This is a genomic window from Veillonella sp. VA137 (genome assembly GCF_003992015.1).
GTDB lineage: Bacteria > Bacillota > Negativicutes > Veillonellales > Veillonellaceae > F0422.
The window spans coordinates 1-18,839 of record NZ_RQVK01000015.1 but is presented as its reverse complement, the minus strand read 5'-3'; the positions used below and the strand labels follow the sequence as shown (position 1 = coordinate 18,839).

16 protein-coding genes and 1 pseudogene are annotated in these 18,839 nt (G+C 39.4%); 4 read left to right on the top strand and 13 right to left on the bottom strand.

Annotated features, from left to right (window positions below; all coding sequences use genetic code 11):
- Nucleotides 1-75 precede the first annotated feature (75 nt).
- Nucleotides 76-2,169, bottom strand: a complete 2,094-nt coding sequence (locus EO116_RS07265; RefSeq protein WP_127161252.1) for a heavy metal translocating P-type ATPase — start codon at nt 2,167-2,169, stop codon at nt 76-78.
- A 276-nt stretch (nt 2,170-2,445) separates the two neighbouring features.
- Between EO116_RS07265 and rhuM the strand changes: the two are divergent.
- Nucleotides 2,446-2,556: pseudogene (rhuM, locus tag EO116_RS08785) on the top strand (RhuM family protein); the annotation flags it as partial.
- A 288-nt stretch (nt 2,557-2,844) separates the two neighbouring features.
- On the opposite strand, the gene EO116_RS07255 reads toward rhuM, so the two are convergent.
- Nucleotides 2,845-4,938 (bottom strand): heavy metal translocating P-type ATPase, encoded by a 2,094-nt coding sequence (locus EO116_RS07255; protein WP_127161251.1) that lies wholly within the window; start codon nt 4,936-4,938, stop codon nt 2,845-2,847.
- Nucleotides 4,939-5,299: 361 nt separating this feature from the next.
- Between EO116_RS07255 and EO116_RS07250 the strand changes: the two genes are divergently transcribed.
- Nucleotides 5,300-6,316: a virulence RhuM family protein gene (locus tag EO116_RS07250; RefSeq protein WP_127161250.1), complete on the top strand. Its 1,017-nt coding sequence runs from the start codon at nt 5,300-5,302 to the stop codon at nt 6,314-6,316.
- A gap of 131 nt (nt 6,317-6,447) precedes the next feature.
- On the opposite strand, the gene EO116_RS07245 is transcribed toward EO116_RS07250, so the two are convergent.
- The 7 genes from EO116_RS07245 to EO116_RS07215 form a co-directional block, all read right to left on the bottom strand.
- The gene (locus EO116_RS07245; protein ID WP_127068391.1) at nt 6,448-6,612 is read right to left on the bottom strand and encodes a 4Fe-4S binding protein; all 165 of its coding nucleotides are present in this window, start codon (nt 6,610-6,612) and stop codon (nt 6,448-6,450) included.
- Between the two features lie 338 nt (nt 6,613-6,950).
- Nucleotides 6,951-7,283: a helix-turn-helix domain-containing protein gene (locus tag EO116_RS07240; protein WP_206168331.1), complete on the bottom strand. Its 333-nt coding sequence runs from the start codon at nt 7,281-7,283 to the stop codon at nt 6,951-6,953.
- A gap of 114 nt (nt 7,284-7,397) precedes the next feature.
- Nucleotides 7,398-8,171, bottom strand: a complete 774-nt coding sequence (locus EO116_RS07235) for a hypothetical protein (RefSeq protein ID WP_127161249.1) — start codon at nt 8,169-8,171, stop codon at nt 7,398-7,400.
- An 85-nt stretch (nt 8,172-8,256) separates the two neighbouring features.
- Nucleotides 8,257-9,309: a hypothetical protein gene (locus tag EO116_RS07230; RefSeq protein ID WP_127161248.1), complete on the bottom strand. Its 1,053-nt coding sequence runs from the start codon at nt 9,307-9,309 to the stop codon at nt 8,257-8,259.
- A 532-nt stretch (nt 9,310-9,841) separates the two neighbouring features.
- The gene (locus EO116_RS07225; protein WP_127161247.1) at nt 9,842-11,110 is read right to left on the bottom strand and encodes an O-acetylhomoserine aminocarboxypropyltransferase/cysteine synthase family protein; all 1,269 of its coding nucleotides are present in this window, start codon (nt 11,108-11,110) and stop codon (nt 9,842-9,844) included.
- A 47-nt stretch (nt 11,111-11,157) separates the two neighbouring features.
- A complete protein-coding gene (metA, locus tag EO116_RS07220) occupies nt 11,158-12,117 on the bottom strand; it encodes a homoserine O-succinyltransferase (RefSeq protein WP_127161246.1) in 960 nt (319 codons plus the stop codon).
- Nucleotides 12,118-12,662: 545 nt separating this feature from the next.
- Nucleotides 12,663-13,466, bottom strand: coding sequence for an Rpn family recombination-promoting nuclease/putative transposase (locus tag EO116_RS07215; protein ID WP_127161245.1), 804 nt, complete (start codon nt 13,464-13,466; stop codon nt 12,663-12,665).
- Nucleotides 13,467-14,210: 744 nt separating this feature from the next.
- Here EO116_RS07215 and EO116_RS07210 point away from each other — a divergent pair.
- A complete protein-coding gene (locus EO116_RS07210; protein WP_127161244.1) occupies nt 14,211-14,837 on the top strand; it encodes an RNA polymerase sigma factor in 627 nt (208 codons plus the stop codon).
- Between the two features lie 345 nt (nt 14,838-15,182).
- Here the strand turns inward: EO116_RS07210 and EO116_RS07205 are convergent, their stop codons facing one another.
- Both EO116_RS07205 and EO116_RS08720 read right to left on the bottom strand, forming a co-directional pair.
- Nucleotides 15,183-15,386, bottom strand: a complete 204-nt coding sequence (locus tag EO116_RS07205) for a DUF1659 domain-containing protein (RefSeq protein ID WP_127161243.1) — start codon at nt 15,384-15,386, stop codon at nt 15,183-15,185.
- A gap of 115 nt (nt 15,387-15,501) precedes the next feature.
- The gene (locus EO116_RS08720) at nt 15,502-15,633 is read right to left on the bottom strand and encodes a hypothetical protein (RefSeq protein ID WP_255416981.1); all 132 of its coding nucleotides are present in this window, start codon (nt 15,631-15,633) and stop codon (nt 15,502-15,504) included.
- Between the two features lie 654 nt (nt 15,634-16,287).
- Between EO116_RS08720 and msrB the strand changes: the two genes are divergently transcribed.
- Nucleotides 16,288-17,256: a peptide-methionine (R)-S-oxide reductase MsrB gene (gene msrB / locus EO116_RS07200; RefSeq protein ID WP_127161242.1), complete on the top strand. Its 969-nt coding sequence runs from the start codon at nt 16,288-16,290 to the stop codon at nt 17,254-17,256.
- 277 nt (nt 17,257-17,533) lie between these two features.
- Here msrB and EO116_RS07195 read toward each other — a convergent pair whose 3' ends face one another.
- Both EO116_RS07195 and EO116_RS07190 read right to left on the bottom strand, forming a co-directional pair.
- A complete protein-coding gene (locus tag EO116_RS07195; RefSeq protein WP_127161241.1) occupies nt 17,534-18,346 on the bottom strand; it encodes a class I SAM-dependent methyltransferase in 813 nt (270 codons plus the stop codon).
- 419 nt (nt 18,347-18,765) lie between these two features.
- Nucleotides 18,766-18,839, bottom strand: a 74-nt coding sequence (locus tag EO116_RS07190; protein WP_164726041.1) for a hypothetical protein, incomplete at its 5' end; no start/stop codon positions are given.

Below are 18,839 nucleotides of genomic sequence, written 5' to 3'. Positions count from 1 at the left end.
GACTGCAAGGAGGGGAAGATATCACAATCCCTCCTGCCACATAGTAGGGCGTACATTCTAGCAGGAGGGCTTATATTATTTACTATAGAAAATACGGATAGAGTTCAAGATACACAAGATGGATACCCCTGTATCTGCAAAGATCGCTACCCACATGTTTGCAAAACCAAATACACCAGCTACCATGACAATAATTTTCACAGCAATAGCGAAGAAAATATTTTGCCAAGCAATAGACAAAGTACGATCCGCAATACTTAAGGAACGCCATACAGAATCTAGGTTAGAGTTCATGTATACCACGTCTGCCGCTTCAATAGCAGAATCTGCACCACTACCCATAGCACCACCTACATCAGCCCCTGTCAATACAGGCGCATCGTTGATGCCATCACCTACGAACATGACAGAACCATGATCATTACGTAGAGACTGTACCACTTCTAATTTATCTTGTGGTAATAACTCAGCACATACTCCTTGGATACCTACTTGTTGAGCAATGTACTTCGCACTCGCTGCCACATCACCTGTAAGCATCACTGTTTGATATCCTTTGCCGTTCATACGACGAATAGCTTCCTTAGAATCAGCTTTTAAAGCGTCAGCAATAATGATACGGCCTACGTATTGACCATCAACAGCTACGAATACTTCACTACCATACACATAATCAATCAATGGCGTTGCAATATTTTCTTTCGCCAACAAACGACCATTGCCGACTAATACAGTATGACCTTCTACGGTGCCTACCATGCCGTGACCAGAGATTTCTTTTACATCCTTGGCCGCATTAAACTCTACCCCTCTACGTTGTACTTCTTCTACGATAGACATCGCAATTGGGTGTGTAGATACGGCTTCTAAGGCTGCTGCATATTGCAACACTTCGTTTTCTGTATAGCCACTAGCTACTTCTACTGTTTGTACGTTGAAAGTACCAGTTGTGATGGTACCAGTTTTATCAAATGCAATCGCTTTCACACGGCTCATAGCCTCGATTGCTTTACCACCTTTAAATAAGATACCTTGTCGAGAACCAGCACCAATGCCAGAGAAGAATGCCAATGGCACAGATAATACTAAGGCGCATGGACAAGATACTACTAGGAATGTTAAGGCTGTATAAATCCAATATTGCCATTCTCCTGTGAATAAAGGTGGTACCACGGCAACGATAATTGCCAATGCCACTACGATTGGCGTATATACACGAGAAAAACGAGTAATAAAACGATCAATCTTTGGTTTCGATGCTGCTGCATTTTCCACAGCATCTAGAATACGCATAACCATGGAATCTTTTAATTCATGCGTTACTTCTAAGACAATGCGACCATCTACATTGATGCAACCAGACATCACTTCAGTGCCTACCGTAGCACTCACAGGAACTGGTTCACCAGTTACCGCTGCTGTGTCGATACGTGTAGTCCCTTCTACAACACGACCATCCAATGGAATACGATCACCAGGACGAATTTCAATATGAGATCCTACTTGTACATCTTCTGGATTTACAACTTGTACGCTACCGTCACAAGCGATTAAACGTACTTCTTCTGGGCGAAGATCCACTGCATCCATAACCGCATTACGACTGCGTTCTGTAGCACGTTCCTCAAAATAAATGCCCACTTGGAAGAACAACATAACCCCAACTGCCTCTGCATATTCACCAATGATTAACGCACCAATAGTAGCAATGGACATCAAGAAATTTTCATCGAACAGTTTACCTTTCATACCATTCTTAATTGCTGCCCATACAATGCGCCATCCTAGTATAACAAAAGTCACCACCATCAATGGAATCATATATTGCTCAGACACCCAATTGGTAAACTCTGCTACTACCATCACGATAGCGCCTATAATAATCCCCACTAAACTAGAATTATGCTCATGGTCATCCTCTGCTTGTTGTGCTTTTTTAGATGCACGCACAAATGGTACCACTACTACACCATCTTCCGTAGCATCACATACCGCTTGGATTTGTTCTTGCAAAGCATCCATATCTTCTACGGTAGAAGTAATCCGCAATTGTTTCGTACCAATTGTGAAAGTCGCTGCCGACACAGATTCTAGTTGATTTAATTTTTCTTCAATGACACTAGCGCAATTTGCACAGTTCAAGTTTTGCAATGTAAAAATGCGTTCCATGGTATCTCCTTTATGAATTATAATATGTAACCTTAACTACTTGTTTTAACATTTGTTTTAACACCGCTTCAATACTTGAGCGTCTGTTCATATTTTTATTATATCTACAATTTTCTATTTTGTCAACATATGATTTTGTATTCATTTGTATTTTTTTATCCCTAGTTTTATCTCATTTCGATAATAAAAAAGCACCCTATTACTTAGAGTGCTAAAAAACGCTGTATGCGGATTCGAACCGCATCTTTATAACAATATGTTATTTCAGTTATTTCCAGAGATGGAAAAATCTATAGCACTGACTTCTACAACCTCGATGCCATCATCGCTGTTGGCTACCGTGTAAACTCCAAAGAGGCTACACAATTCCGTATCTGGGCTACAAAGGCAGAAAGTATTCTCGGACTTCGACAAATTACTTCTAAAGCAACACAAGTAGATCTATACACAAAAGCCAGCAGTCCCTATGTTCTGCTAGCTTTCAGGGTTATAGGACAAAATGAGTTGGTAGACTATGCCCCTACACGGTAAAGAGGACTTAGCCTAATGACCAAGTCCTCTTCGCTGTATAGTTATTATGTAGTGATATATGTCTTGCATAACTGCAAGAAGGGGAAGATATCACAATGCCTCCTGCTACATAGTTGGGCGTACATGCTAGCAGGAGGACTTATATTATTTACTGTAGAAAATACGGACAGAGTTAAAGATGCAAAGAATGGATACCCCTGTATCTGCAAAAACTGCCACCCACATATTTGCAAAGCCAAATACACCAGCCACCATAACGATAATTTTTACAGCAATAGCGAAGAAAATATTTTGCCATGCAATGGACAAGGTACGTTCTGCAATATTTAAGGAACGCCATACGGAATCTAGGTTGGAGTTTATGTATACTACGTCTGCTGCTTCGATGGCAGAATCTGCACCACTCCCCATAGCACCACCTACATCAGCACCAGTTAACACAGGCGCGTCATTGATACCATCACCTACGAACATGACAGAACCATGTTCGCTGCGAAGAGATTGCACCACTTCTAATTTATCTTGTGGTAATAACTCGGCACGCACACCTTGGATACCTACTTCTTGGGCAATATGGTTCGCACTGGATGCCACATCACCTGTGAGCATCACTGTATGATATCCTTTTCCATTCATACGACGGATGGCCTCTTTAGAATCCTCTTTCACAGCATCCGCAATGACGATACGACCTACATATTGACCATCAATAGCTACAAATACTTCACTGCCATATACATGTTCAATGGTTGGTACCGTTACATGTTCTGTTTCTAATAAACGACCATTACCAACCAATACGGTATGGCCTTCTACAATGCCTACCATACCATGACCAGAGATTTCTTTTACATCCTTAGCCGTATTAAACTCTACTCCTCTACGCTGTACTTCTTCTACAATGGACATAGCAATCGGGTGTGTAGAACCAGCTTCTAGAGCCGCTGCATATTGCAACACTTCATTATCCGTATAAGTACCAGCTACTTCTACTGTTTGTACGTTGAAAGTACCTGTTGTGATAGTACCAGTTTTATCGAAGGCAATCGCTTTCACGCGACTCATTGCCTCGATCGCCTTGCCACCTTTGAACAAGATACCTTGTTTAGAACCAGCTCCGATCCCGGAGAAGAATGCCAAAGGCACAGATAATACTAAGGCGCATGGGCAAGATACTACTAAGAATGTTAAAGCTGTATAAATCCAATATTGCCATTCTCCTGTAAATAGAGGAGGTACTACGGCAACAATAATCGCCAATGCCACTACGATTGGCGTATATACGCGAGAGAAACGAGTAATGAAACGATCAATCTTTGGTTTCGATGCCGCTGCATGTTCCACAGCATCAAGAATGCGCATAACCATGGAATCTTTTAATTCATGCGTTACTTCTAAGACAATGCGCCCATCCACATTGATGCACCCAGACATCACTTCTGTACCTACGGTAGCGCTCACTGGAACTGGTTCACCAGTTACCGCTGCTGTATCGATACGCGTAGTACCTTCTACTATACGGCCATCCAATGGAATACGATCACCAGGACGAATTTCGATATGAGACCCTACTTGTACATCTTCTGGATTCACCACCTGCACGCTACCATCACAAACGATTAAACGCACTTCTTCTGGACGAAGATCCACTGCATCCATAACCGCATTACGACTGCGTTCTGTAGCACGTTCCTCAAAATAAATACCCATTTGGAAGAACAACATAACCCAAACAGCCTCTACATATTCACCGATGATTAACGCACCAATAGTAGCAACAGACATCAAGAAGTTTTCATCGAATAATTTACCTTTCATGAAATTTTTAATTGCTGCCCATACAATGCGCCATCCTAGTACAACAAAGGTTACAATTAATAATGGAGTCAGGTATTGCTCTGGCACCCAATTTGTAAACTCTGCTACCACTATCACGATAGCGCCTATAATAATCCCCACTAAACTAGAATTATGCTCATGGTCATCATCTACTTGTTGTGCTTTTTTAGGTGCACGCACAAATGGTACCACTACTACGCCATCTTCCGTAGCATCGCACACCGCTTGGATTTGATCTCGTAACATGTCTGTATCTTCTATACTAGAGGTAATGCGCAATTGCTGAGTGCCAAGCGTGAAAGTTGCTGCTGACACAGATTCTAGTTGATTTAATTTTGCTTCAATCACGCTAGCGCAATTGGCACAATTCAAATTTTGTAGTTTAAAAATGCGTTCCATCGTATCTCCTTATGAATTATAATATGAGTGTATATTCATTTATGTTTTTTATACTATTTTCATCTTATATCGATGATAAAAAAGCACCCCATTACTTTAGAGTACCAAAAAGCGCTGTATGCAGATTCGAACCACATCTTTATAACAATATGTTATCGTCGTGCCAGTAGACCAACAGCGATTTTTTATTTATTTTATTATCCCACAAATTTGATAGACTTGCAATATCACGCTACCCCTAATACTTTAGATATCTCTGCCTCTATATAAATACTATCCTATCTCTTCTTGACTTTGCCTCGCTAATGAGATGTAATATAAGTAAAAGAAAGAGCAGTACATGACACCAAGGAGGCCTACCATGATTCCTATCGATTCTGCTTTACATGGAGATGTAATCATTTACCAATCAGGACAAGAAAATATTTCTACCAATGTTCTATTTAAAGACGAAACATTTTGGATGACACAAAAAGATATGGCGACGTTATTCGGAGTATCTTTATCTTCTGTCAGTCGCCATTTAAAAAATATCTTTGAATCCAACGAATTAGATGAATCAGTGGTTATTGCAGAAATTGCAATAACCACTAAACACGGAGCTTTAGCCCAGAAAACGCAAAGCTCAACAGTAAAACTGTACAACCTAGACGCCATCATAGCTGTTGGCTACCGTGTAAACTCAAAAGAGGCTACACAATTCCGCATCTGGGCTACAAAGGTATTGCGCGAATATATTGTAAAAGGTTTTGCTCTCAATGACGAAATGTTAAAGAACGGAACTCCCTTTGGTCAAAACTATTTCAAAGAACTTTTACGTAGAGTTCAATCCATTCGAGCTAGCGAACGTCAAATCTATCAACAAATTACAGATATATTCGCAGAATGCTCCATTGACTACGATGTACAGGATCCTTTCACTCGTCAATTTTACGCTATGGTGCAAAACAAATTCCATTATGCTATCACAGGCAAAACTGCAGCTGAAATTATTTATAATGCCGTTGATAGAGATAAACCACACATGGGATTACAAACTTGGAAAAGCTCCCCTCATGGGCGCATTCATAAATCCGATGTAACCATCGCAAAAAATTATTTAACCGCAGACGAAATACGTAAACTAGAACGAACTGTATCCTCCTTTTTTGACTATATCGAAGGCATCATTGAACGAAAACATACTTTCACCATGAAAGCCTTTGCTGAAAGCGTAGATAAATTCCTATCTTTCAACGAATATGAAGTGCTCACTAATAAAGGGCATATTTCAAAACTACAAGCTGATAAGAAAGCAGTTACTGAGTATAAAGAATTTAATCGTACGCAGAAAGTATTCTCTGATTTTGACAGAATCATACACAAACAAAACAAGTAATATGATGAGAGCCTCAAAAAAGGTTGAACAACGGTTGAGCAACCGCATCGAAACCGCCTAAAATTAGAGTAAATCGAAAATGAGAAAACCCCGTAAACACGTATGTTTACGGGGTTTATTATTCGCTTGAATTATTCAGCTGTGATTGTTGCTACTGGGCAAACGGATTCGCAAGAACCGCAATCAATGCAAGTTTCATTGATTTCGTATTTAACTTCGCCTTCAGCAATTGCTCCTACTGGACAAACAGAAGCACAAGAACCACATTTAATGCATGCATCACCAATAACGCGCATGAGACACCTCCATAAAAAAATAGAAATTCGCCAACTTTATGATTATCATTTAACTAAGGTACTTACCTTTTTTACATTCTCATTATTGCACGTTTTTTTAGTCTTGTCAAATATTTCTATATACTTTTTGTATCGAATTTTTACAAGTGATGTTGCATTTTTTATATCACTGAGTCCATATATTACGCTATTTGATAGAGTTTATCATTTGTATTTAACTAAACATACAAACAATAACTATAGCCCCTCATATTCTCAATTATTTCTTCTCAATATGAATTTTGATAATAATTATATTATCAACTAGCATCCTAGAACACAAATAAGGCCTCATTTTGTTAGTGCAACTGATTCATTTCGCATCCCATGACCCGTTGCTTGATCTTATACATTCGTACCCGTTGGTAATCGATTTCATCATGACACACCAAAGTTGCCACATCCACCTGCAAAGTCTTGGCAATTAAATACAATACCTGCACCGATGTCCCTAGGGAACCTTTAGCGCCTTCAATTTTCGCCAAATAGCTAGGACTAATACCACATCGTTTAGATAACTCTTTTTGTGAAAGTCCCTGACACCGTCTAACCCAAGCAATTTTTCTGCCTAAACAAATACAAAACTCTTCATACTCTGGCATTGATTCCATTGATTGTAAATGCGTTCCCATATCTATACACCTCATTTCAAAAGTATACGACCGAACTGCTCTACTCACATTATATATAGGCAAAATTCATAAATCAAGGCCATATCTAATAAGATGGTTTTCTAAAATTCTGTTCTACTGTGATGAGACGGATGCTCCTCGACTTTCAGTAGCACCTGTATACACAAAATTGTCTAATAAGTGCAACAAAGTCTGCAAATCATATCTATTAATATCATCATATTCAAGCTCCATCAAATATCGATGCGTAGGATCAGCTTTCATAATCATATCCAAGGTAAACGTTACATATGCTCCATCCGGTGTAGGCTGTTCAAATCGCTCCCAGCGAGCCATTGTCATATCATCTCGAGATAATGCCCCCACTTCTACTACTGTGAACTCTTTAAAAACATCGGGACTTTTTCGACGCAAAACTTCCATATAGTCCGCATCCGTCATTCCTTGAATTGGTGTGTCATACCATGTAGTATTCCACTGTTCCTGGGATTCCCCTTTCGGTGCTACATTATCTATACGAGTTACCGTCATATTTACATCTTTATCTAAATGCAACAGAACTCCTACTGTATGTCCCTTGCCTTTAAGTTCGGTCGTATCAATCCATACCATAGTTTGTATTGCCCAAGGAATCGCAAAGCGGAAATGCCCTTCACGACTATTGATGTACGTATAGTGTGGTATATTTTCTGCTTCTTTATTGTTTTTTATCAAACTGTTTTTTGAATAGTGGTCTCCTATATAAAATGGTACTCCTTTTTGCATTCTTCCCTGGTCTATGACTGTAACCATAGGCTTTACCTGTATATCATTTGCTAGACTTACGGTGCCCGTGAAAGTCGCTATTGCTATACCACAGGCTAAAGCCTTCCAAACTGTCTTATCCATTGTTGCATCATTCCTCCCGCTTTTTCTCTTCCTAGTAATGTTCCCCTTTAGTCTCTGCCAATTTGCACCAACTATTTTCGCTAACTCATTCTTTCTCCAGCTCTATTCGACCAGACCGTTCGATGCTGGCCTGCGTTTTGCTCATATCTTCCCAAGTGGATTGGGACGTAATCCCTTCTTCTGTAATTCTTAATTTCTGCTCTTTACGCACCGATGGCTTGCCTAGGCTTAACTCCTGATGGTATAAATCTTCAAGATCCGTTACATCCTTCGTTTCCATCCACATGTCTGACAGCAACACAGATGGTAGGTTATACTCTTCGTCTGCTTGTGAAGGGGGGCTCTGCTCCTTAGGCTCTTGCTTTTCATTTTGCTGAGCATCTGCATCACTTTCATCTGGCAAATACTCCAGAATATCCACTAGGTGTTTCAATGATTCTATACTATACTTTTGGATATCATCATAGGTAAACGTAATTACATACCGATGCGTAGGATCGTCTTTCAAAATCATGTCTACCGTAAAACGCACTTTCGGTCCTTCTGATGTCATTTGTACAGACCGATCCCAACGAGCCGCCGTCATATCTTCTCTCCATAACAAGCCACCTTCGAGCTGTGTATATTTTTCAGATAGATGCGGATCTTCGCGCCGCCAAATTGCCATATACTCCTCATCGGTCATTCCTTGGATCGGTTGATCATACCAGGTCGTATTCCATCGCTCCTGAGAAACACCTTGCGTTGGTGTATTATCTCGTCTCGTGATCATCATAGTAGTATTTTTATCAAAATCTAATAAAATACCCACTATATGTCCACTATCTGTAGGAACTACCTTATCAATCCAATGAATATCTTTCACAGTACCATACATATTCACCCGAAAATGAGCTGGTCGGTGGCTAATATAGAGCCCTCTCTTCTCTGGTGCAGCATTCTCCTGTTGTAATACGAAGTGTTCCCCATCTATTCCTTGAGCATCTACTGTTTGTACACTCCCTAACTCCTTTGTGAAAGTCCTCACCGGTGTTCCCTCTATAGCATACGCCATACCTACAAAACCGGTGAGAGTAACCATCGCCATGCCACATGCCACAGCTTTCCACCACGTATTTTCAACTAGTTTACTGTTCATTCGTTGATTTCCTTTCTTCGTAGCCCTTTATATCCTATACTGATTTCTATACACTTTTAAAGTCAGCATATATCTATATACACCTCTAATAGTTTTTGCTATATCACTTCGTGTTTAATACAAATATATATCTAGTATACCATAAAATGGCCTATTATAAGCACCTAAGCACTACATCACACCTTTTTTGTATGATTTTGTGTATCTCCAAACCAACATTCATACATATCAGCACCAGTTCCGACAATGCTCCCATAATCACTATAAAAATATACTTAGATGCGACTATCAACGCCGAATATAGTATAAAATCATATATGATAAAATCCTAACATATATGAACATTGATGTCTTTAATCAGATTTCCCCCTATTAATTTAGTCATATATCTTATGATACTCTTAGATTATATTATCCTATAACCCATCTTGTAACGATAACGTTCTTAGAAAATGTCTATCCCTATTTGCACAACAAAAAAGAGAACCCACTATTGTGAGTTCCCTTATATAGTATTATGTAATTCTATATCTTATAGTTTATCCAATGCTTGTGCTAAGTCAGCAATGATATCATCTACATTTTCGATACCGATGGATACACGTAATTGTTCTGGTTTTACACCTGCTGTCAATTGTTCCTCAGGGCTCAATTGGGCATGTGTTGTACTTGCTGGGTGAATAACCAAGGATTTAGCATCCGCCACGTTCGCAAGGTTAGAGAAGATTTCAAGAGCATCAACGAATTTAATACCTTCTTCTTTACCACCTTTTACACCGAATGTGAACACTGCACCAACACCGTTCGGGAAGTATTTATCAGCCAATGCTTTGTATGGGCTGTTTGGTAATTCTGGGTAATTTACGTAAGCAATTTTTGGATGATTTACCAAGAAATCTACTACTTTACGAGTGTTTTCTACATGGCGCTCTACACGCAAGGACAATGTTTCAATACCTTGGATAATCAACCATGCTGCTAGTGGAGTAATGGATGCACCAGTGTCACGCAATAATTGAGCACGCACTTTCACAGTGAAAGGAATTGGAAGATTGCCGTATACTAAACCATTGTAATGTACGTCGCCTTCTACGAATCCAGGATAACGACCGCTTGCTTTGTAGTCGAACTTGCCACTTTCAACGATAACACCAGCGATAGTTGTACCATGACCGCCTAAGTATTTTGTGGCGGAGTGAACCACTACGTCTGCACCATGTTCAAATGGACGGAACAAGTATGGAGTGCCGAATGTATTGTCCACGATCACGATGATACCGTGTGCGTGAGCGATTTCAGCAATCGCTTCTAAGTCCACAAGGTTAGCACCTGGGTTACCAACGGATTCCACATACACAGCTTTTGTGTTGTCATCAATCGCTGCTTTGAACTCATCTAAGTTGTCTGGATTTACGAATTTCGTAGTAATACCGAAACGTGGTAATGTAGCACTGAACAAGTTGTATGTACCACCGTATAATGTGGATGCTGCTACAATATTGTCACCAGCAGATGCTACGTTTTGGATAGCGTAGGTAATCGCTGCGGATCCAGATGCTACAGCGATAGCACCAGCACCACCTTCTAAAGCCGCTACACGGCCTTCCAATACGTCTTGTGTAGGGTTACCTAAACGAGTGTAGATAGGGCCTGCATCAGTTAAGGCGAAACGACCTGCTGCTTGTTCTGCATCTTTAAATACATAAGAAGTTGTTTGATAAATTGGTACTGCACGGGAACCTGTTGCGTCTACTGTATGACCTGCATGTAATTGTAATGTTTCAAATTTGTAATTGCTCATGTTACTTTCCTCACTATTCTTAAATCTTTATTATCTAGTAACTAGGATTAAATGACCCAGTCTTGTATATATGCTTCTTCAATCGGTCTTGATTGTAATTCACTGACTTCGTATGGCGTTTCTTGGTACACATAATAGTTTAACCAGTTTGTATAGAGTATAGTCGATGCCGAACGCCATCGTATCATCGGCGTCTTAGTAGGGTCATCTCCAGGGAAATAATTTTCTGGAATCTCAATCTCTAACCCTTGCTTTCTATCCCGATCATACTCTTGGTATAAGGTATCTCTATCATATTCAGGATGCCCAAAGATAAACACATGTTTATTATCATAGGACCTGGCAATACCAACACCTGTCTTATCCGCGCGGACTAGCACTTCTAGTTGAGGGTGAGCGTTGATTTCGCTTTCACTCACCGTCGTATGCCGTGAATGAGGCATATAGAAGAGTTCATCTAGACCACGCATCAGCATGGGTTTCGTGTTCTGCACTTCTTGCTCGTACACTCCGAATAACTTATTAGGTAAATCTTCCTTGTGGATACCAAAATGCTTATAAATCCCTGCTTGGGCTCCCCAACAAATGTAGAGGGTCGAACACACATGGGTTTTACTCCATTCCATAATTTCTGAAAGCTCATCCCAGTAGCTCACTTCCTCAAAGGGCATTTGCTCTACCGGAGCACCTGTGATAATCAAGCCATCAAAATATTGATCCTTGATTTCCTCGAAAGTCCTGTAAAAGGTTTCCAAGTATTCTTGACTTGTATTACTCGCTGTATAAGATGCCGTGTAAAGAAAGGTGACCTTTGTTTGTAACGGTGTGTTACTCAAAGCACGAAGCAATTGAATTTCCGTGGTCTCTTTCCGTGGCATCAAGTTCACAACCACAATGTGGAGTGGTCGAATATCTTGTGACTCTGCCCGTTCCGAATCCATGACGAATATATTCTCTTCTGAAAGTTTCCCTATGGCTGGTAATCCTTTCACTACTCGTATAGGCATTCAATCCACCTCTCTTTCCAGTAAAACCTATCGATTAACGATGAATTAAGTATACTAGGATGTCCATCATATGTCAACAATATGCGCACATTTATCCTTATACAGGATACATATTATTATATATAGCTATTACCTATAACAAAATGGTAAGTCCATAAATTTGCAAATACCCCGCTGCAGATACTAACCCTTTATCACCTTCACTAGAGTCACAATGATATATCTCCCAGAAGAGTACGATGTACCCCATCCCACCCCTTAGAAACGCAGTTAAGCGTAGCAGCCTTTGTGGCGCATATTACTGACTAAATCAAATAAACACAAGATGACCGCAATATACCTTCGAAGAAACATTATGAAATACCGTTTCTGAGGGGGTGTATTGCGGTCATCCTTTTATCTAATCAGAAATGCCACAAGGTTACATAGCGTAACAAGTGACGATACATTATGCAATACCGTTTGAGAAGGAGTATGCCATGGGCTTCCCTTTATCCTATTCAGTTACGACCGCCGCAAGTTTTCATAGCATCGCAAGAGACGTCTTATAAGAGCGCATGCTCTTTCCCGATTTCAACAACTTGCTCTACAGACATATTTGTAATACGGGCAATCATCTCTACCGATAATTTTTCACGTAGCATACCAATAATAGCTTCTAATCTACCTTCTTCTTTTCCTTCTAGTTTTCCTTCACGCCAATATTTCTTCCGATCCATTTCTAGCTTCATATACTCACCCCTCCATTCTTTACTTTGCTTTACTACATGTACTATCTCATCCATCTGTTGTATTAACCCATCTACTGGTGGTCTACCATCTACATAATCCAAAAAATTCTGTAATAATTCCGAAACATCATTCATTTCTGCTTTAGTACTTAAAAAGATAGTAGTTAGTCCATCTCCCAACTCTTTGCCCAGTTCTTCTGTACATTTTTTTGTAAATGTATACTTATGACGCTTCCCAGAAAATATAGGAAACGTACAGATAAAGATAACAAAACAATCATTCAGTGTCATATAGTCAGCGCCCTTTTCCATAGAATAATGGTCAATCGCACTATGATAAAACCGTGACCGTTTGATTAACTCTGGCATATTTTTGTATGTTTGCATTTCAATATTGTAGACGGTTCCTTTCTCATCATTGACATACACATCTAAGCGAATCCCCTTTTCATCAAGGCCAGATTCTATCGTTTTTTCCGTTTCAATATACGCAATGTCCCGAATAGAAATCTCCAATACCCGTTCTAATAATTCCTTACAAATTGACTTCTCACGCATTACCTTTTCAAAGATAAAATTATCTTGAATACTCAACTCATCAAAGGACTTGAATTGCATAGAAATACCTCACTCTTTGAGTTACCTAAATTATACCACATCTATACTGCAGCACGGTAGCACACCATGCACTACCTATCCATACAATTCATAAACTGTCACTTATACTCCTTTAAAATTTCCTACTAGTATATATTCTTCCAAGGTCCCCAGTTAAGCGTAGAAAACTTGCGACACCTATATTCATTGAATCGCACAGATACAAGAAGCCCATGGCACGCCCCTGACCAAACACCACAACCTATTCTCTGAGAAACGCAGTTAGGCGTAGCAGCCTTTGTGGCGGTCGCTTACTAACTACTCTATCCGCACAAACACAAAAGCCCGTGCCATCCCCCTGAGCAAGCATAACCACTGTATAGCTTGTGAAGGGGTGTGGTACGGGCTTATTTTGCCAATATTACGGTATGCGACCACCACAGGCTGCATAGCGGAATAAGTGACTAACCTTTAATTATATCTACTTTTGTGATCCTCTTATATACTATTATAAACAACTAGCATATACATTATATTTTTCAAATTCCATATGCCAATTCTGTATATATGAGCAGTTTTGATTGTTTTATTGGTGATTTTTATCACTTTTTGATTTATAATTCTAATCAATAGCATAAGCGCTTGTAACAGAATTTATTTTCTTATTCAAATTTGTAGGAACCAGGAGGTGTTCACTAGAACTAACGGACAGATAACGTATTCTAAAGTACAACAGTGATAAGTCCTTTCTACAAGGAGGATACTATGGAAAGATCCTACATTACAAAAGGTCTTCAAAATGCATGTCCCGATTGCGCAGAAGATTCGTATACTGATGAAGAACTAGTCGCTTTAGCCCAAGCAGGGCATACATCGGCTACTGTTATTCTATGTCATCGTTACGTACCTCTCATTGCACGGTACTCTCATGTACGTCAGCTTCGCAATATGGAAAATGACTTAGAGGCCACTTTATGGGAGACATTCTTAACCGCTATCCAAATGTACGACCTGAAAGGGAAAGTCCCCTTTGCAGGATTTGTAAAATCTCGCATCCATTATACAGAAATGAATCTCTTCCGTAAAAGCGTTCATCAATGGAATCATGAATCTTTACTTCATGAAGAGGATGACTCGAATCCAATCATCCATATCCCTGCCGAAGATGATACAGAGCAGGAGGCCCTTGCGCACTTACAAATTGCAGCGTTGAAAGAGGCACTTTCACGGATTGATACCGTGCACGCTGCCCTATTAGAGCAGATTTTATTTCAAGGTAAGTCCATTAGTGATATGGCTAAATCATATGGAATGAGTCGACAAGCAATGCACAAAAAGTATAAAAAAGCTATCGCTTTGGTACAACAAGAGTTAGAACGATCTAAAGATTAATTTAACTAAGGACTAAGGACTTATCATAAAAAACCTGAATCTCCATTTTCGAGATTCAGGTTTTTACATTTCTATCATATAGTTTTGTCATCATCAACACCATACCTTCTAAGTATATTTTCTAGGTATGCCTTCTACATAGAGCATAACAATAGCCATCTTGCTATTGTCAACAAGATGGCTATGGTAATCCTTGGTACTAAGTCACATATACACTTTCACAATACCTTTGGGATATGTGGTTTTCTCCTGTCTAAAGGCTCTATCCTACCTTATCGTTTTAACCACTTGTATACCCACAAGGCAATTCTAACGATTTTTACTACTTTTTCAAGCTTATCCATATTACGCCGCCAAAGCGATCGCATTATTGCGAACCACACCTACCAATGGGTACGCATATAACTTGCCTAATGCATCGCCCACGGCTTTGATATCTTCGTCGGATGCTGCTTCGTTTACGTAGGAAAAATTGGCTACTTTCACATTGTGTGCACCTTCGCCTTTTTTAAATTGTAATTGCAATTTAGTCACCATTGTTGTAGTCATACCTTACTCCTCCTTATTCTACCACTGTGGATTCTGTAGTCACTAATGTACCATGTTGAAAGCTAGTTAAGCGTTGATCTTTACGACCACGAAGTACATCTTTTTCTACCATAAGCTATCCCACTGTGTCGATTTCAGATTTAGTTACCCCTTCTTTTGGGAATCCTACTACAATACTTACCTCTTCCTTAGATGTGTCCATAAAGACTAAATGTAATTCTTTTTTCACTACTGTACTTGCTGCCATATTCTTCTCCTTTCTTAGTACCAAGTCCTTACACTTAGATACATTCAGAAATAGAGATGATGTCAACCAAATAATTTTACTCTTTATAGATTCCAGTAACACCAATACATATGACAGCCATATACACTGTAATTATACATTTTATAACTGCATATAATATATGCATATTAGTTCATAAAAAGTACTTATATGATATAGTCATACCCTATAATAAGTAAGATTTTATTCTTATTTTACTTATTCCTACTCTTTTGCTATACTATGTTTGTCGATGTGATACTCGACAGGAACTATGAAACCTCATATGTTCCAGCCTTTCAAACTACTTACATATGTGATAACGGTGACTTCCCATACACACCTATAGTTATCACAAACAAGCCACCTACTCGGCCCCATACGAGTCAGGTGGCTTTCACCATTATAAACATATAGTATGAGGAATCTTATTACTCTACATATCATTGCACCATATATCTCATACCTGTAATAGCATTATTTCATACACTCTTTCATACAAATACATGCTATAATTAAAATCAAGTATATAATGATGCCATTTAATCAATAGCATCACATTATTTTCTCTAGTAATATAAAAATAATACTTCACATGCATCGTCACTAATATACACAATAAAAAGGAGTGATATTATGAACAAAACTATATATTTAGGCGGCGGTTGTTTTTGGGGTGTTGAAAGCTACTTTCAACGCATTCCAGGTGTTGTAGATACTGAGGTAGGTTACAGCAACGGCGCTCAGCCAAATCCAAGTTATGAGGACGTATGTCGTGGCAGTGGTCATGTAGAAACTGTGAAAGTCACCTATGATGCATCTGTGATTTCCCTACCTAAAGTTCTACAATATTTTTTACGCATCATCGACCCCTTCAGCATCAACAAACAAGGCAATGATGTAGGCGTGCAATATCGCAGCGGTGTGTATTATGAACACCCTGACGATAAAGCCATCATTGAATCCACCCTAGAGCGTGCTAACAGCCATTACAAAGAGCCTTTTGCCATAGAAGTCTTACCTCTAGCATCCTTTTATCCAGCTGAAAACTATCACCAAGATTATTTAGACAAAAATCCAAATGGCTATTGTCATATTAATGTGTCCAAAGCTTATGAACCACTCGTTGATGAAAGCGCCTACGAGCGCAAATCCGATACTATTTTACAAGAGGAGCTCAGCGACTTAGCCTATTCTGTGACCCAGCATAGTGCTACAGAACGCCCCTTCTCTCATGAATATACAGACGAGTTTCGTCCCGGTATCTATGTTGATGTTACCTCTGGAGAACCTCTCTTCATCTCTGCTCAAAAGTTTAACTCCGGTTGTGGCTGGCCAAGCTTTGCGCAACCCATCAATAGCGATGTCATCCGTTACTATCAAGATGATAGTTTAGGACATCGTCGCATCGAAGTACGCAGTCGCATTGGAGATGCTCATTTAGGGCATGTCTTTGAAGATGGACCTCAGTCCATGGGTGGCCTCCGCTATTGTATCAACGGCGCTGCCTTGCGTTTCATTCCTTTAGAAGAGTTAGAAACAGAAGGGTATGGCGCTTTGCGTGAATTCGTAGAAAGTAGCGAAGCTCTCTCTCAAGATCCTTAAAAAGATTAGCATGCTATAATATTGCATGTCTTTAGGCTCACGTTCATGCCTACACCTCATCGCAACTGACAACACAAAAAGACTGTAAACACAGGGTGTTCCCAAGTGTTTACAGTCTTTTATTATATAGATAGTGTATGGTTTTGTGTCCTGTCTATATCGTTAGAACTAACATACTTGATACACTATGTTTGCTCTAATAAAGTACGTATATCCCTATAGATTATGTATATACTAGGGTAACCCCGTAAAGTCTATATCTTATAAGTACAAAAGATTACACTCGCCAAGAAATCCACGCAATGGTATCTGTTGTATGGTTTTCTAATTTGCCATCTACAGCTTTCGCAGATAAGAACTCCCGGATTTCTTGTTTAATCATTTCTAAGTCGCCACCTACTTTACGATGCACACGTAAGCAGAAATAATCGACTGCTTCATCAACAATTAAGGTTTCTACTTCTTCTACTGTTTTATAAGTAATATTTACATTTTTTCCGATTTCATTAACTGTGTCCAAGCAATCTTGTAGCATGGATTCCCATGGGCTTCCGCTTACACCATATCGCTCAGAATAGATGACATCTAAGTATTCATCTTTCCGATCGGCGAACATAATACACAAGCAATGCTTACGACTAGCCCGATGTAAAGCGTGCAAATTAGCTGTATCCGACATGATAGGGCAGAAAATACTATATACCAAGTCAAATTGTTTGTCCCACTCTAAGGCTTGCCGTGCCTCTTCAGACCATGGTCCTAGCCATAAATCTAGTGAAAGTCCTTCATTTTCACTAATGGCTTTGCCACCTTCTAACATGCCTGTGGAAAGATCAACACCTGTTACTTTCACGCCATTACGAGCGAGACCCATGGCATAGTCGCCTGTGCCACAGCCTACATCAAGAGCGGTTTCTCCTTCTGCTGGATGAATCCCGAGCTCTTGTAATCGTGCTACAAAATCTACCACTTGTGCCACACGATCCTCCCGCTGATGCATATTCACGAAAAACTTGGACGTTTGATTCCAAGATTGTTGCTCCTCTTGCCAGCCCTCCATAGAAACAGGCATCGTTGTGATTGTACTCATGAAAACCTCCTTATAACTGTATACTTAATAGGCTAGATATAATTTACATGTATATGACCACTATTATTATATATGATATTCTTCAAATTATATATGATAAATATTATCAGTTCATAGTTTTATTATACTTATATACCTGCAAGTATGCTGTATCTACGGCAACAAAATCTATAGAACTATACATACTAAACACTTATACACATCTATGATTCTAGAATTCTATACATCAATACTATCATTGTAACAACAAACACTATTTTATAAGATATACTATTGTAAGTGCAAATAAATATAATGTGATAAAGATACATGTGTTTCTGGACCAGTTGCACGCTTTTGGAATCATATCTGTATAAGGATCATTAAAACACAAAAAGCGACCTTACGGTCGCTTTTCGTATTTAGAATCTACGATTCAATTATGCTTCGATAGCTGTAACAACACCAGCGCCTACTGTATGGCCACCTTCGCGGATCGCGAAACGTAAACCTT

Excerpts from the sequence above, each read along its gene's own strand:
- EO116_RS07265 (WP_127161252.1), bottom strand. The coding sequence starts at position 2,169 with ATGGAACGCATTTTTACATTGCAAAACTTGAACTGTGCAAATTGCGCT.
- EO116_RS07255 (WP_127161251.1), bottom strand. The coding sequence starts at position 4,938 with ATGGAACGCATTTTTAAACTACAAAATTTGAATTGTGCCAATTGCGCT.
- EO116_RS07250 (WP_127161250.1), top strand. The coding sequence starts at position 5,300 with ATGATTCCTATCGATTCTGCTTTACATGGAGATGTAATCATTTACCAA.
- EO116_RS07245 (WP_127068391.1), bottom strand. The coding sequence starts at position 6,612 with ATGCGCGTTATTGGTGATGCATGCATTAAATGTGGTTCTTGTGCTTCT.
- EO116_RS07240 (WP_206168331.1), bottom strand. The coding sequence starts at position 7,283 with ATGGGAACGCATTTACAATCAATGGAATCAATGCCAGAGTATGAAGAG.
- EO116_RS07235 (WP_127161249.1), bottom strand. The coding sequence starts at position 8,171 with ATGGATAAGACAGTTTGGAAGGCTTTAGCCTGTGGTATAGCAATAGCG.
- EO116_RS07230 (WP_127161248.1), bottom strand. The coding sequence starts at position 9,309 with ATGAACAGTAAACTAGTTGAAAATACGTGGTGGAAAGCTGTGGCATGT.
- EO116_RS07225 (WP_127161247.1), bottom strand. The coding sequence starts at position 11,110 with ATGAGCAATTACAAATTTGAAACATTACAATTACATGCAGGTCATACA.
- metA (WP_127161246.1), bottom strand. The coding sequence starts at position 12,117 with ATGCCTATACGAGTAGTGAAAGGATTACCAGCCATAGGGAAACTTTCA.
- EO116_RS07215 (WP_127161245.1), bottom strand. The coding sequence starts at position 13,466 with ATGCAATTCAAGTCCTTTGATGAGTTGAGTATTCAAGATAATTTTATC.
- EO116_RS07210 (WP_127161244.1), top strand. The coding sequence starts at position 14,211 with ATGGAAAGATCCTACATTACAAAAGGTCTTCAAAATGCATGTCCCGAT.
- EO116_RS07205 (WP_127161243.1), bottom strand. The coding sequence starts at position 15,386 with ATGACTACAACAATGGTGACTAAATTGCAATTACAATTTAAAAAAGGC.
- EO116_RS08720 (WP_255416981.1), bottom strand. The coding sequence starts at position 15,633 with ATGGCAGCAAGTACAGTAGTGAAAAAAGAATTACATTTAGTCTTTATG.
- msrB (WP_127161242.1), top strand. The coding sequence starts at position 16,288 with ATGAACAAAACTATATATTTAGGCGGCGGTTGTTTTTGGGGTGTTGAA.
- EO116_RS07195 (WP_127161241.1), bottom strand. The coding sequence starts at position 18,346 with ATGAGTACAATCACAACGATGCCTGTTTCTATGGAGGGCTGGCAAGAG.